This window comes from Pantoea sp. BR_17 (assembly GCF_041955125.1).
Classification (GTDB): Bacteria; Pseudomonadota; Gammaproteobacteria; order Enterobacterales; family Enterobacteriaceae; genus Pantoea; species Pantoea stewartii.
On record NZ_JAVAXT010000001.1, the window covers coordinates 497,927 to 511,245 of the forward strand.

General features: G+C 58.2%; 9 protein-coding genes. 4 read left to right on the plus strand and 5 right to left on the minus strand.

Annotated features, from left to right (window positions below; translation table 11 throughout):
* Window position 1 precedes the first annotated feature (1 nt).
* Together RAC60_RS02280 and RAC60_RS02285 are read left to right on the plus strand one after the other, a co-directional pair.
* Window positions 2–2,965 (plus strand): virulence factor SrfB, encoded by a 2,964-nt coding sequence (locus RAC60_RS02280; RefSeq protein ID WP_375092510.1) that lies wholly within the window; start codon window positions 2–4, stop codon window positions 2,963–2,965.
* Window positions 2,962–5,337: a virulence factor SrfC family protein gene (locus RAC60_RS02285; protein ID WP_058701953.1), complete on the plus strand. Its 2,376-nt coding sequence runs from the start codon at window positions 2,962–2,964 to the stop codon at window positions 5,335–5,337. Before RAC60_RS02280 ends, RAC60_RS02285 begins: the two co-directional genes overlap by 4 nt.
* Here the strand turns inward: RAC60_RS02285 and RAC60_RS02290 are convergent.
* The 3 genes from RAC60_RS02290 to RAC60_RS02300 all read right to left on the minus strand — a co-directional run bounded on the left by RAC60_RS02290 (window position 5,334) and on the right by RAC60_RS02300 (window position 6,475).
* Window positions 5,334–5,597 (minus strand): barstar family protein, encoded by a 264-nt coding sequence (locus tag RAC60_RS02290; RefSeq protein WP_033741324.1) that lies wholly within the window; start codon window positions 5,595–5,597, stop codon window positions 5,334–5,336. The genes RAC60_RS02285 and RAC60_RS02290 overlap by 4 nt on opposite strands.
* A gap of 2 nt (window positions 5,598–5,599) precedes the next feature.
* On the minus strand, window positions 5,600–6,037 hold the full coding sequence (locus RAC60_RS02295) for a ribonuclease domain-containing protein (RefSeq protein ID WP_006119088.1): 438 nt from the start codon (window positions 6,035–6,037) through the stop codon (window positions 5,600–5,602).
* Window positions 6,038–6,127: 90 nt separating this feature from the next.
* Window positions 6,128–6,475: a helix-turn-helix domain-containing protein gene (locus RAC60_RS02300; RefSeq protein WP_006119087.1), complete on the minus strand. Its 348-nt coding sequence runs from the start codon at window positions 6,473–6,475 to the stop codon at window positions 6,128–6,130.
* 359 nt (window positions 6,476–6,834) lie between these two features.
* On the opposite strand from RAC60_RS02300, the gene RAC60_RS02305 reads away from it, so the two are divergent.
* On the plus strand, window positions 6,835–7,947 hold the full coding sequence (locus RAC60_RS02305; protein WP_375092672.1) for an efflux RND transporter periplasmic adaptor subunit: 1,113 nt from the start codon (window positions 6,835–6,837) through the stop codon (window positions 7,945–7,947).
* Between the two features lie 12 nt (window positions 7,948–7,959).
* Complete coding sequence (gene oqxB, locus RAC60_RS02310; RefSeq protein WP_375092511.1) at window positions 7,960–11,115, plus strand: multidrug efflux RND transporter permease subunit OqxB; 3,156 nt, start codon at window positions 7,960–7,962, stop codon at window positions 11,113–11,115.
* A gap of 261 nt (window positions 11,116–11,376) precedes the next feature.
* On the opposite strand, the gene RAC60_RS02315 is transcribed toward oqxB, so the two are convergent.
* On the minus strand, window positions 11,377–11,871 hold the full coding sequence (locus RAC60_RS02315) for an Rrf2 family transcriptional regulator (protein ID WP_006119082.1): 495 nt from the start codon (window positions 11,869–11,871) through the stop codon (window positions 11,377–11,379).
* A 187-nt stretch (window positions 11,872–12,058) separates the two neighbouring features.
* The gene (locus tag RAC60_RS02320; protein ID WP_375092512.1) at window positions 12,059–13,243 is read right to left on the minus strand and encodes an MFS transporter; all 1,185 of its coding nucleotides are present in this window, start codon (window positions 13,241–13,243) and stop codon (window positions 12,059–12,061) included.
* Between the last annotated feature and the right edge of the window lie 76 nt (window positions 13,244–13,319).

Here is a 13,319-nt window from a genome sequence, read left to right on the forward strand (position 1 = left end):
TATGTTGGCTCCCCTGATCGATGATAAGCAAAAAATTTCTCTGATTGAGAACAGCGGCGTGCAGTTCCTGGATTTTGGTCTGCAACTCTCCGCAACCCAGGCACGCCGTCAGTTTGTGCGCCAGACCGCAAATGGCCCGTTACTGCGTCTGAATATGGACGGTAACAGCGGTAAATTTTTACTTTACCCGCAGGACGGTGGCGCACCGGAAGTCGTGCGTCCCGAAACCGATATCGCGCTGTCCGACTCCCTGACCTTACTGGAAGCCTGCTGGCTGCCGCTGCCAATGCTGCGTTGCGCCTCAGGTCGTCGCTTTATCGGCGGCCCGGAAAACTGGGCGCGCATGCGGTTAGTGGCGCTGGAGAAACCTGACAGCGCAGGCAACACGCACCGCGTTACGCTGGCGTTTGATACGCGCTGCGTGGCGGAAGAAGATGGCGGCGAACAGTTGGGACTGACGCCATCCGACGCACAGAACGGCGTTACCTTTGCCCTGGCCTGGCACAACTACGAGCTGGGGGAATTTCTTGATCACACCTGGGTAGATGGCTGGCTGCGCGAATCCTTCACCGACCGCGTGTCCGATCGCCGTGAACAGGCCATCAGCCAGGCGCTACGTGAGTTTGAATATCAGGCGCACTACCTCAACCTGCTGGAATTGCTGGGCGAGCAGCTTAACCTCACGGAGATTCACATCCAGGCCGCAACGCTGCAAACGCCAGCCGTCAACGTGGATATCATTCTTGACGTCGGCAACTCGCACACCTGCGGTATTCTGGTGGAAGACCATCCGGAAGAGAGCAACGGCCTGAAGCAGACCTACGAGCTGCAGATGCGCGATCTGTCTCAACCACATCGTGTGTATAACGAGCTGTTCGACAGTCGGCTGGAATTTGCCGAAGCGCGTTTTGGTAAAGCCAACTTTTCGCTGGAAAGCGGCCGTGAGCAGGCCTTTATGTGGCCTTCACTGACCCGCGTCGGACGCGAAGCCAGCCGCCTGGCCTTGCAGCGTGCCGGTCTGGAAGGCAGCACCGGGCTGTCCAGCCCGCGGCGTTACCTGTGGGACGAAGCCCGCTATCAGCCGGGCTGGCGCTTCAATCAGCAGAGCCCACAAGGTGAACCGCAGGCCTGCGCCGCCCCTTTCACCTCACTGATGAATGACGAAGGTCAGCCGCTGTATGCGCTGCCGCTGGATGAACGCCTGCCGGTGTTCTCCGCTCACTACAGCCGCAGTTCACTCATGACGTTTATGCTGTGTGAGCTGCTGGCCCAGGCACTGATGCAAATGAACAGCGCGGCACAGCGTCAGCGCATGCCGCAAAGCCATGCACCGCGCCAGCTGCGTCATGTGATTCTGACGCTTCCGTCCGCCATGCCAAAACCTGAACGTGAAATCTTTCGTCGTCGCATGCAGGAAGCGATTGCGCTGGTGTGGAAAGCTGAAGGCTGGCATCCGGCCGACGAGGAATTTACGGCGGAGACGCAGGCGCAAAGCAGTAAACCCGTGCCGGACGTACAGATGGAGTGGGATGAAGCCACCTGCGGTCAGATGGTGTGGCTGTTTAACGAAACCCAGGTGAACTTTGCCGGCCGCGCAGAAGACTTCTTCAGCAGCATGGCGCGTCCGGATCGTCCGCGTGAAGCCGATGATCAGCCCGGCAAGAGCCTGCGCATTGCCTCTATCGACATTGGCGGCGGCACTACCGACCTGGCGATTACCCAGTACCGTCTCGATGACGGCCAGGGCAATAACGTCAAAATTACGCCGCGTCTGCTGTTCCGTGAAGGCTTTAAGGTGGCAGGCGACGATATATTACTGGATGTGATTCAGCTGTGGGTTTTGCCGGCCCTGCAACAGAGCCTGCAGAAAGCCGGCCTGACGCTGGCCGAACCGCTGATCAACAAACTGTTTGGCCACGACAGCCGGATGGACGGTCAGGCGACGCTGCGGCAGCAAGCCACGTTGCAGGTGTTTATTCCCCTGGCGCAGGCGGTGCTTGAACGTTACGAGAACTGGGATCCGCTGGAAAGCCATGCCGAAATCAATGCGCTGTTTGGTGAGCTGGTCGATCAGCGTCCGGCAGACGCGGTGCTGGCGTTTGTTAATGGCGAAATCCAGCGTGAATTAGGCGGCAACAGCCGCTTTGACCTGCTTGAGGTGCCGCTGGTGGTCAGCATGGCGCAGCTTCACGGCGAGTTTATGCAGCACCGCATGGCGATCATTCCGGCACTGCGATCTATGTGTGAAGTGGTCTCACTGTATCAGTGTGACGTCCTGCTGCTGACCGGACGGCCCTCACGCTTCCCCGGCATTCAGGCGCTGGTGCGTCATCTGCAACCGCTGCCGGGCAGCCGAATTTTGTCGCTGGAAGGCTATCACACCAGTGACTGGTATCCGTTTAACAAACATGGCCGTATCGATAACCCGAAATCCACGGCCGCCGTGGGCGCGATGTTATGCCTGCTGGCCCTGGATTTGCGCCTGAGCAGCTTCTGGTTCCGCGCGGGGGATTTCGAGCCCTATTCCACGATCCGTTATCTCGGCATGCTGGACGAAAACCAGGCCCTGACCGATGAGAACCTGTGCTACAGCGACATCGACCTGGACGATCCCGCTTTCTCGCTGGATCGCAAAAGCAGCTTCCGGATTCGTGGCAACGTCTGTCTGGGCTTCCGCCAACTGGATAATGAACGCTGGCCCGCGTCGCCGTTGTACAGCCTGACGCTCAATGATGCCGCGCTGGCGCGTAAGGTTGCGGGTGAAAGCGTGCTGCGCGTGAAGCTGGCGGTGAAGGCCGGTCCGGATGCGCCTGGCCCCGAGACGTTGGTGTTAAGCGAAGCCCGACTGGACGATGGTACGCGCGTTCCGCTTGAACATCTGAGCCTCAAACTGAATACTCTCTCCGCCACTGGCAATGCCAATGCGCAATACTGGATTGACAGCGGGAGTGTATGTAAACGATGAGATCGGTTAAACCCCGCCAGCCGCAAACGCTGGCAAAACGCCTGAGTTTATTGCAGGACGCCCTGAATGGCAGCCTGGCATGGATTGAAAACACCCGCGAACAGTCGCCCCGTCTGGCACTGGAAGCCGAAACCCTGACCCTGCAGTTACGTCAGGCCCGTGTGCAAACGCAGGCGCTGGCGCAGCAGGTGGCCCGCCCCGTCACCTTAGCCCTGTTTGGGCAGTCTCAGGCAGGCAAAGCCTGGTTGTTAACGGAGATGGTCGCCGATGCCCAGGGACAGTTAATCACCGCGCTAAGCGACAAGCCGGTTAACTATTTTCAGCATATCAACCCGGGTAATCTTGATTTCGCCACGGCGACGCGGTTTACCCATCAGCGCGAGCCGCTGTCGTCGGAGTGGCCGGTAGAGCTGGCCCTGATGAGCGAAGCCGAGGTGCTACGCCTGGCGATTTCGTGTGGCGAAGGCGTCAGCCAGCCCGATACCGCAAACATCGACAGCGTGATACAACGTCTGCAGCGTCACCGCTTAACGACGCCACTGCCTGGCCTGGAGAGCGATGCGCTGGTCACGCTCTGGTCATGGTGCCGCCGCCATCATTTGTATGATGCACAACTGGATCGGCACTTCTGGCCTCAGGCGGTTGAACTGGCCCCGTGGCTGAGCGTCGACGATCGGGTCCAGCTGTTCTCTCTGCTCTGGCCCGCCGAACCGGCCCTGAATGAGCTGGTGCGGAGCTTGCTGCATCTGCGCCACCAACTGCGCAACAGTACACGCGTGCTGGGGCCGCTTAGCCTGTTAACCGATTCGTCTCTGCTGCCTGCCGAACAGCTTATCGTCCCGGCCAGCGAACAGGATCTCTCGCTGCACATTGAGATCTGCCCGTTAAACGGAAACCGCCTGGCCAAGCCGCAACATGTGGCGCTGGGATTACTGGCGCTGCTGACGCTGGAGGTGACGATTCCGCTCAGCTCCACGCCGCGCACCGCGATCTATGACGAAGCGGACATGCTGGAGCTGCCTGCACCCGGTACGCCGAGTGATGCGGCGCTGCGGGAAGAACGCCAGCGCCTGCAGCAGCAGGATGCGCTGCGCGCACGGCTGCTGGAGCACAAACGTACACTGCTCCCCGGCATCTATGCCGCCCGCCAGGGCATCGATTTGCTGCTGATCTGCACCGCCGCCAGCCAGCGTCAGGATGTGGATATCGCCAGCCGCGCCCTGCGCGAATGGCAACGCCTTCAGCCAAAAAACGACGCGGGTGAAAAACCGCGTCTGATTTGGGCGATCACGCCTTATGATGCGCGCCATCAGCAGGTGAATGTGGATGAGGCGGTACAGCGTCAGGTCGGCCAGCCGGGTCAGCAATGGGGTTCCATGCTGGCACTGGATCGCGCCGGTGTGGATCGCATGTCCGAATGGTTACAGGATGAGATGCAGCCAGAGGCCCGCCGCGATCAGCTTATCGCGCAACTGGCGCAGATTCAGCACATGGTCGTTGAACGTCGGCTACAGCCCTGGACCGAAGCCGGTGCGTCGCCCGATCAGGCGGCGCGCAAGCAGAACATCGCGGATACCTTGTTGAAATGCCTGCAACATCGCACCGGTTTGCATGGAGAACTGCTGGAGCGTTTGCAGCCTTCCCGTGAAGCCCTGCGCCAGCTGTGGCTGAATCAGTCGGGCTCATCCGTTCCTGCCGCCACCACCAGTATTCAGGCACCGGAGAACCAGTTTGGTATTGGTTTTGAGTTCGACCTGTTCAGCGATGCTGAAATTGAGCAGCCCGCGCCTCAACAGTCCAGCTTTGGCCAGGGCCTGACTCAGTTCCCGCGCCAGGTCTTCAGCCTGTGGCTGAACCATCTGCGCCAGTTGCCGGAAAATCAGAGCCTGCTCACGCTGCTGAATATCGACAAAGCCACGATGGAATGGTTAATAGAAGAACTGATCACCGCCAGTTTCCGCACCGGTATCCTGCAGTCGCTGCAAACCGCCCTGCATGAACCGGACGCGCAGAGCATGTCGCATGAGTCGCGCGCCGATCGTCAGGTGACGCGTGCCATGACGGTATTGGGGGATTTCGTCGCGTGGCTGGGCTTCCTGCAGCGTCCGGAAGCGGAACGTCCGGCCAGCCGGGTTAACCGTGGCCAGTCGATCTTCTCACGTCCGCCTGCGCCGAGTGTGAATTTCAGCGCCGGTCAGCGACTGACAAAACTGTCGGCTACGCCAGCAAACCACACGGCGTACTACATATATGACTGGCTGGTGGGCCTGAACACGGTCATTATCGAAAACAACGGCTATACCGGTGGGGGCGATCTGCCGGTCAGCGCGCGCGAAGCGCTAGCCGACCTGCTCAAACCGCTGCGTAACTAAGCGTATATCAGGCGCAGTTCGCCACTCAGCGACTGCGCCGCCTCTTCCAGCAACGCCAGAACCGGGGCCAGATCCGCGTCGTGCCGATCGGCATTCAGCAGATAAATCTCCGCCGGCAAGGCCATGCCACCTGTCAGCCAGTCCCAGAGCGCGTCCAGGTTATTGCCGAAGTCGCCGGAACAGTCGCTTTGCGCGGCAAACTGCCGGTAAAAGGCATCGCGATCCGCCAGCTCACCGAGATCAAACCGTAGGCGCAACATCGTTACTGCACCGGCTTAAAACTGCGATAGTGGTCAGTGGAAAGAAACACCAGCCCGTCTGACGAATATACCAGGCGATCCGCCTCACGATGGCCACAGCGGTAGTTCACATCCGCCTCATACCACTGTCGATCTGAACGTTCAGGTAGCTTTCTTTCGCGGTTGGAAAAGCGATCGCCGCCAATCGCCCGACCCGGCAGCACGTCACACAGATTGCCCTTCGCAGGATTCCAGCCCAGACGGCGGGCCTGCTTCTTTGTGATGTAGTAATCGGGCAACTGCTGATGCTGTAGCACCCAGCGGGCGACGGTTCGCACATCCGTTAAGGCGGCGATGTCTGCGGCAGAGGTTTTGGCAGGTGCAGACGTCAGATAGGGTCGCAGACCTATCCAGGAGAGGATAAGGATGAGGACTAATCCTAACCACAGTTTTTTTGACATGATGACATCCCTGGAAAACAGGATGCAGATAATAGCAGTTTTCTCAGCGGATAAAACAGCGCGGGCCAGATGACCTGGCCCTGGCGGGGTTTACTGCATTGCAGCCTGCGACGGCACACTGTGACGACGCCACGCACCCGGAGCAACACCATACTGACGCTTGAAGCTGCGGTTGAACGACTGCTGCGAGTCAAAGCCCAGCGAAATGGCTACGTTCAGAATAGGTTCGTTGGTGCTGGTCAGGCGATCCGCTGATTTTTTTAATTTTTTCATACGGATATATTCACCCAGTGGATAGCCTGTGTGCTCTTTAAACATCCGTTGCAGGTGCCATTTTGAGTAGCCCGCGCGCTCAGAAACCGTATCGAGATCGAGGCGTGCTTCAATATTGTTGTCAATCCAGTTAATCAGATCGTGAATAAAAGCGTTACTCATCATTTGTCTTCTCCGGTCGCGACAGCGAACAGTATTAGTATCAGTTGCAGTTACACTTAAAGCGTGACTGACAATGCCATTTAATGCAAGTTTAATTAATACATTAAATGCCGCACATTTTATGGGGACTTACCTCATGCCCTGTCAGGCTGGATGCTGGCCGATAAATCATCGCTCATCAGACCGCACATAAAGTGTATCAGTTATTCTTGCAGTTCTCAGACACACAAGCCTACACTCCTCGCGATAAATTGCAACCATAGAAGTTGCAAATATTGGCCTGCGGGCTTTACTTCACTGTTCATCGCGGAATCACAACAATGATAAGCAACTGGGTTCGTCAGGGAGTTACCCTGCTGGGGATGGGACTGGTCATCAGTCAGTTAAGTGGATGTGACACGGGTCAGGCGAACAGCGCCCCGCCGCCGCCGCCCGAGGTGAGTGCGGCTGTGGTGGTGACAAAACCGGTCAGTCAGTGGGATAGCTTTAATGGCCGCATAGAAACGGTTGAAAGCGTCCAACTGCGTCCACGGGTTTCAGGCTACATCACCACGGTTAATTACCATGAAGGGGATGAGGTGAAAAAGGGCCAGGTCCTGTTCACCATTGACGACCGTAGCTACCGCACCGCACTGGATCAGGCGAGAGCCTCGCTGGCGCGTGCCCGGAGTCAGGCCAGCCTGACCCGCAGTGAATCGGCGCGCACAGAAAAACTGCTCGGTACTCAGGCGGTATCACGTGAGATGTGGGAGCAACGACGCGCCAGCGCCAGCCAGGCGCAGGCCGATGTGCAGGCCGCCGAGTCGGCTGTGGCCATGGCCCAACTGAATCTGGATTTTACCCGCGTCACGGCGCCCATTGACGGCCGCGCTAGCCGGGCCATGATCACCGCAGGAAACCTGGTAACCGCCGGGGACAGCGCCAGCGTTCTGACGACGCTGGTCTCGCAAGACAAGATGGTGGTCTATTTCGACGTCGATGAAACCACCTTCCTGCACTACCAGGCCATGGCGCGTCAGGGCCAGCAACGTCATGCCCTGCCCGTCGAGGTTGCGCTGGCAGGCGAACAGGGTTACCCGCACCGGGGTAACGTCGACTTCCTGGATAACCAACTCAACGCCAGCACCGGCACCATTCGCATGCGTGCGCAGCTGGATAACCATCAGCGTATCTTTACGCCTGGCCTCTTTGCGCGCGTTCGCCTGCCGGGTCGTGCGACCTTCAACGCCCTGTTAATTGACGATAAAGCCGTGCTGACCGACCAGGATCGCAAATATGTTTATATCGTTGATGCTCAGGGGAAAGCGCAGCGCCGCGACATTAAGCCTGGTGCCATGGCTGACGGACTGCGTATCGTCGAGGCCGGTTTGCAGGCGGGCGACCGGGTCATCGTTGCCGGACTGCAAAAAGTGTTTATGCCCGGAATGCCGGTGACGGCCAAAACTGTCGATATGGCCGCTACCGCCGCTCAATAACCCGAGGTTGATATGGATTTTTCCCGCTTTTTTATTGATCGGCCAATCTTTGCCGCCGTGCTGTCGGTATTGATTTTCATGACCGGCCTGATCGCCATACCGTTATTGCCCATCAGTGAGTATCCCGACGTGGTGCCGCCGAGCGTGCAGGTGCGCGCCGAATACCCCGGCGCGAACCCAAAGGTCATTGCCGATTCCGTGGCGACCCCGCTGGAAGAAGCGATTAACGGCGTCGAAAACATGATGTACATGAAGTCCGTCGCCGGTTCGGATGGCGTGCTGGTGACCACCGTGACGTTTCGTCCCGGCACCGATCCGGACCAGGCGCAGGTTCAGGTACAAAACCGTGTCGCTCAGGCGGAAGCGCGACTGCCTGAAGTCGTGCGCCGGCTGGGCATTACGACGCAAAAAATGTCCCCTACGCTGACCTTAGTGGTACATCTGTTTTCGCCGGGCAGTACCTATGATTCTCTTTACCTGCGTAATTACGCCACGCTGAAAGTGAAAGACGAACTGGCCCGCCTGCCAGGCGTCGGGCAGATCCAGATCTTTGGTGCAGGCGAATATGCCATGCGCGTCTGGCTGGATCCCAACAAGGTGGCCGCACGCGGCCTGACCGCCGCCGACGTCGTCAGCGCAATGCAGGAGCAGAACGTGCAGGTTTCTGCCGGGCAGCTTGGTGCGGAACCGCTGAAAAAGCAGAGCGATTTTCTGCTGTCGATCAACATGCAGGGCCGGCTCGAAAATGAGCAGCAGTTCGGCGATATCATTTTAAAAACCGCTGAGGACGGCTCGCTGGTGCGGCTGCGCGATGTGGCACGCATCGAAATGGGTGCGGGCAGCTATGCGTTGCGTTCGCAGCTGAACAATAAAGATGCCGTCGGCATTGGTATTTTTCAGGCCCCCGGGGCCAACGCGATCGATCTTTCCAATGCGGTGCGAGCCAAAATGGATGAGCTGGCCACCCGCTTTCCTGACGATGTGAAATGGGCAGCGCCCTACGATCCCACTGTGTTTGTGCGCGACTCCATCAAGGCCGTGGTCCAGACTCTGCTGGAGGCAGTCTTTCTGGTCGTGCTGGTGGTGATTCTGTTCCTGCAAACCTGGCGGGCCTCGATCATTCCCCTGCTGGCGGTCCCTGTTTCCGTGGTGGGCACGTTCAGCGTGCTTTACCTGCTCGGTTTCTCGCTTAACACCCTGAGCCTGTTCGGTCTGGTGCTGGCCATCGGTATCGTGGTGGATGATGCCATCGTGGTGGTGGAAAACGTTGAGCGCAATATTGAGATGGGTCTGTCACCCAAAGCGGCGGCGCATCAGGCCATGCGCGAAGTATCGGGGCCGATTATCGCTATCGCGCTCGTGCTCTGTGCCGTGTTTGTGCCGATGGCGTTTCTGTCGGGCGTCACCGGTCAGTTTTACAAGCAGTTTGCCACCACCATTGCCATTTCGACCGTCATCTCTGCCATCAACTCGCTGACCTTATCGCCTGCGCTGGCAGCGATGTTGCTGAAGGATCACCAGGCCGCCAAAGACAGGCCCACGCGCCTGATCGACTGGCTGTTTGGCTGGATTTTCCGCCCGTTTAACCGTTTCTTTCACCGCACGGCCCATGGCTACGAGTCGATGGTAGCGAAAACCCTGCGGCGGCGCGGCGCGGTGTTTGGCGTGTATCTGGTGTTACTGGCGGGTGCCGGCTGGATGTTCCATGCCGTACCGGGCGGATTTATCCCCACACAGGATAAGCTTTACCTGATTGGCGGCGTGAAAATGCCGGAAGGATCGTCGCTGGCGCGCACGGATGAGGTCATCCGGCAGATGAGCGAAATCGGTCTGCAAACGGAAGGCGTGGCCTATGCGGTTGCCTTTCCGGGCCTGAATGCGCTGCAGTTTACCAATACGCCGAACAGCGGCACGGTGTTTTTCGGCCTGAAACCTTTCAGTGAACGTAAGCGCACGGCGGCGGAGATTAACGCGGACATCAATGCAAAAATCGCCCGTATCCAGCAGGGGTTTGGCTTCTCCATTATGCCGCCACCGATTCTGGGTCTGGGCCAGGGTTCGGGCTATTCGCTTTACGTGCAGGATCGGGCCGGATTGGGCTATGGCGCCCTGCAAACCGCGATTAATACACTCTCCGGCGCGGTAATGCAGACGCCGGGCATGCACTTCCCCATCTCGTCTTATCAGGCCAACGTACCGCAACTGGATGTGCAGGTTGACCGTGATAAGGCCAAGGCACAGGGCGTGGCGCTGACGGATTTGTTCAGTACGCTGCAAACTTATCTGGGGTCATCCTATGTTAATGACTTTAACCGCTTTGGCCGGACCTGGCGGGTGATGGCACAGGCAGATGGCGAATTCCGTGACAGCGTGGAGGACATTGCCAACCTGCGTACCCGCAACGATCGTGGCGAGATGGTGCCCATCGGCAGCATGGTGCATATCACCACCACTTACGGGCCCGATCCGGTTATTCGTTACAACGGCTATCCGGCGGCGGACCTGATCGGTGATGCGGACCCTCGGGTACTGTCCTCCGCCCAGGCGATGCGCCAGCTTGAGGCGATGTCCGGCCAGCTGTTGCCGAATGGCATGAACATCGAATGGACCGACCTCAGCTACCAGCAGGCGACGCAGGGCAATACCGCGCTGATTGTTTTCCCGGTGGCGGTGTTACTGGCCTTCCTGGTGCTGGCCGCGCTGTATGAGAGCTGGACGTTACCGCTGGCGGTGATCCTGATTGTGCCGGTTACCATGCTGTCGGCCCTGCTGGGCGTGTGGTTAACAGGCGGAGACAACAACGTCTTTGTGCAGGTCGGTCTGGTGGTGCTGATGGGCCTGGCCTGTAAGAACGCCATTCTGATTGTGGAGTTTGCGCGCGAACTGGAGATGCAGGGTAAAGGGATTGTCGACGCCGCGCTTGAGGCCTGTCGGTTACGTCTGCGCCCTATCGTGATGACCTCTATCGCCTTTATCGCCGGAACTATTCCGTTGATTCTGGGGGAAGGCGCAGGCGCGGAAGTCCGCGGCGTGACGGGCGTCACGGTGTTCTCCGGTATGTTAGGCGTGACGCTGTTTGGCCTGTTTTTAACGCCGGTGTTTTATGTGGCGCTGCGTAAGCTGGTGACGCGTAACGCCGCGCGCCCGGTTACGGAACACGCGCAGTAATGCGTGTGCCCCGACGATCCTGCGGACGTCGGGGCACTGCCTCTCAACGTCAGTATATACAGCGCCCGACCCGTGCCCTGGCAGAGCCGGTTAGCGTTTATTTTATTTAAAAGGCGTTGTGTGCGCGCGGACGAGATTACTGAGTACGGGCGTTCGTCAGAGACATACGGAGAGGACGTGACGGTGAAACCTGCCGATGATGAATGCAACACCCTTGCACGTGATGGTCGTCAGTTTACATAAGACGTAAAAAAAGCCGCATCAGCGGCTTTTTTTGCAGTCGGTATCCGGTTCCGTCACCTCAGGCTCAGGCACGGCGGTGCAGTTGCTGGTGTCGTGGGTTTTCAGCTCATTTAACGCGTCGGCGACGGTGCGCTTCGCGAGTACCGCCAGTGATGCCTGCTCGGCTTCCTCGGCAATCGATTTAAAATACCAGCACAGGTTGGCGCTGACCAGGCAACGCGGTGCCACATCCGGGCGAGCCGCCCAGAGTTTTTTATCATCTGTCACAGAGACATAAATATCACGCAGCGTGATTTCGGCTGCGGGTCTGCCCAAATGAATGGAACCCGTACGACCCAGCGTGGACACGATAATGCCATCACGGGTTAATGGGACCATTAACTTACGTATAAAGCTCGGGTTTGCTTCAAGCCCGTAAGCGAGAATCGCGCTGGTAGAGCGTTTTCCCATTTGCTCCGCCACCGCCACACTCAGAACCATTTGCAAAGCTGTCGGGAAGCGATAATCAAGCATCTTTGTATCCTGAATTGCGGTGCATTCTTGTTGTTATATAGCCGCCTAAGTGAACCAACAAACAGGGATGAATATAACAAACACTGTCACTTTTTAGAAGCAACCCACCCGCCACAAGGCACATATTCCCCACCCGGAAGCCCGCGACCGCACAAGGTGCTTATTTGCCCAGCGGTAGCGGACAGCATTAGCGCACAGATGGCGCTGGCGCTGGAAGCCGCTTTTTCAGTGCCACCACCAGCAGCAAGTTAATTACTGCCAGTGTGCACAGTAACCACAGCGTGGCTTTGGGCCCCAACGTCGCAAACACATAGCCCACGCCTAACGGCGTTACCGCCTGCCCCATTAACGCCGGACGCGCCATCCGGCCTACCAGTACCGCGTACGCTTCAGGTTTTACCATCATCAGCGGCAAAGTGCCGCGCACAATGGCACGTAAGCCGTTTCCCGCACCGTAAAAGATCATACTTAACAGGGCCAGTTGCGGAAACAGCGCCAGCAGCAACAACCCCAGTGCCACCAGCCCCACCGAAAAAAAAGTGGTCCAGATGGGATGGCCCCCTTTAAAGGCCATATCAATGAGACGGGACGCCACCTGGCACGGCCCCAGCAGCGTACTGATTGCCAGCGCCGCCGCCATGCTGTAACCACTGGCCTGCAACAGGGTGATAAGCTGCACCGAAATAGCCGTCATAATCACCGAGGCCAGCGTGAAAATGGCGCACAACAGGTAAAACAAGACTGCGGGCAAATCCGGCGCTGTGCCGGGTGCGCTTTTACGTTTGACGGGTGAGATAAGATGGCCTTTGGGCAAAGCATAAAAATAGGCCGGTAAGACGCTGACCAGCAACAGCGCGGCGATGGCGAAACACGCGCCCCGCCAGTTCAGCCAGTGAATAAGCAGCGCGGTGGCAGGCCAGACCACGCTGGTACAAAAACCGGAAATCAGGGTTATGCCGGTAATGGCGCTGCGTGCCTGCCCACCATAGCGGGTGCCCAGCGTCGCAAACAGCGCATCATACAGCCCCATCGCCATGCCGATACCGATGATGACCCAGGCCAGTAAAAACACCGGTAAGTGATGGCTGAATCCCATAAGGGTAAGCCCTGCCGCCATCACGATGCCATTGAGTGCCAGCATCAGGCGACCGCCCGTGCGTGCAATAAGGTGGCCACAGCGCGGAGCGAGCAACCCAGACACTAAAATGCCCAGCGATAACGCGCCGTAAACCCACTGTTGCGACCATCCGGTTTCTGCTACAACAGGCGCGGCCATGACCGCCATCAGATAAAACGAACCGCCCCAGGAGAGGATCTGAACCAGGCCCAGCGTGACAATTTGCGTGACACCCGGCTTTTTAATCACGTCCATGTTGAGGATCCGTTAGCAAACAAAGTGTTTTTATAACATGTTCAGCTTAAAGGAAAAATGCCGCCGTTGGCTTTAC

Excerpts from the sequence above, each read along its gene's own strand:
- RAC60_RS02295 (WP_006119088.1), bottom strand. The coding sequence starts at position 6,037 with ATGTCAAAAAAACTGTGGTTAGGATTAGTCCTCATCCTTATCCTCTCC.
- oqxB (WP_375092511.1), top strand. The coding sequence starts at position 7,960 with ATGGATTTTTCCCGCTTTTTTATTGATCGGCCAATCTTTGCCGCCGTG.
- RAC60_RS02300 (WP_006119087.1), bottom strand. The coding sequence starts at position 6,475 with ATGATGAGTAACGCTTTTATTCACGATCTGATTAACTGGATTGACAAC.
- RAC60_RS02280 (WP_375092510.1), top strand. The coding sequence starts at position 2 with ATGTTGGCTCCCCTGATCGATGATAAGCAAAAAATTTCTCTGATTGAG.
- RAC60_RS02305 (WP_375092672.1), top strand. The coding sequence starts at position 6,835 with ATGGGACTGGTCATCAGTCAGTTAAGTGGATGTGACACGGGTCAGGCG.
- RAC60_RS02285 (WP_058701953.1), top strand. The coding sequence starts at position 2,962 with ATGAGATCGGTTAAACCCCGCCAGCCGCAAACGCTGGCAAAACGCCTG.
- RAC60_RS02320 (WP_375092512.1), bottom strand. The coding sequence starts at position 13,243 with ATGGACGTGATTAAAAAGCCGGGTGTCACGCAAATTGTCACGCTGGGC.
- RAC60_RS02315 (WP_006119082.1), bottom strand. The coding sequence starts at position 11,871 with ATGCTTGATTATCGCTTCCCGACAGCTTTGCAAATGGTTCTGAGTGTG.
- RAC60_RS02290 (WP_033741324.1), bottom strand. The coding sequence starts at position 5,597 with ATGTTGCGCCTACGGTTTGATCTCGGTGAGCTGGCGGATCGCGATGCC.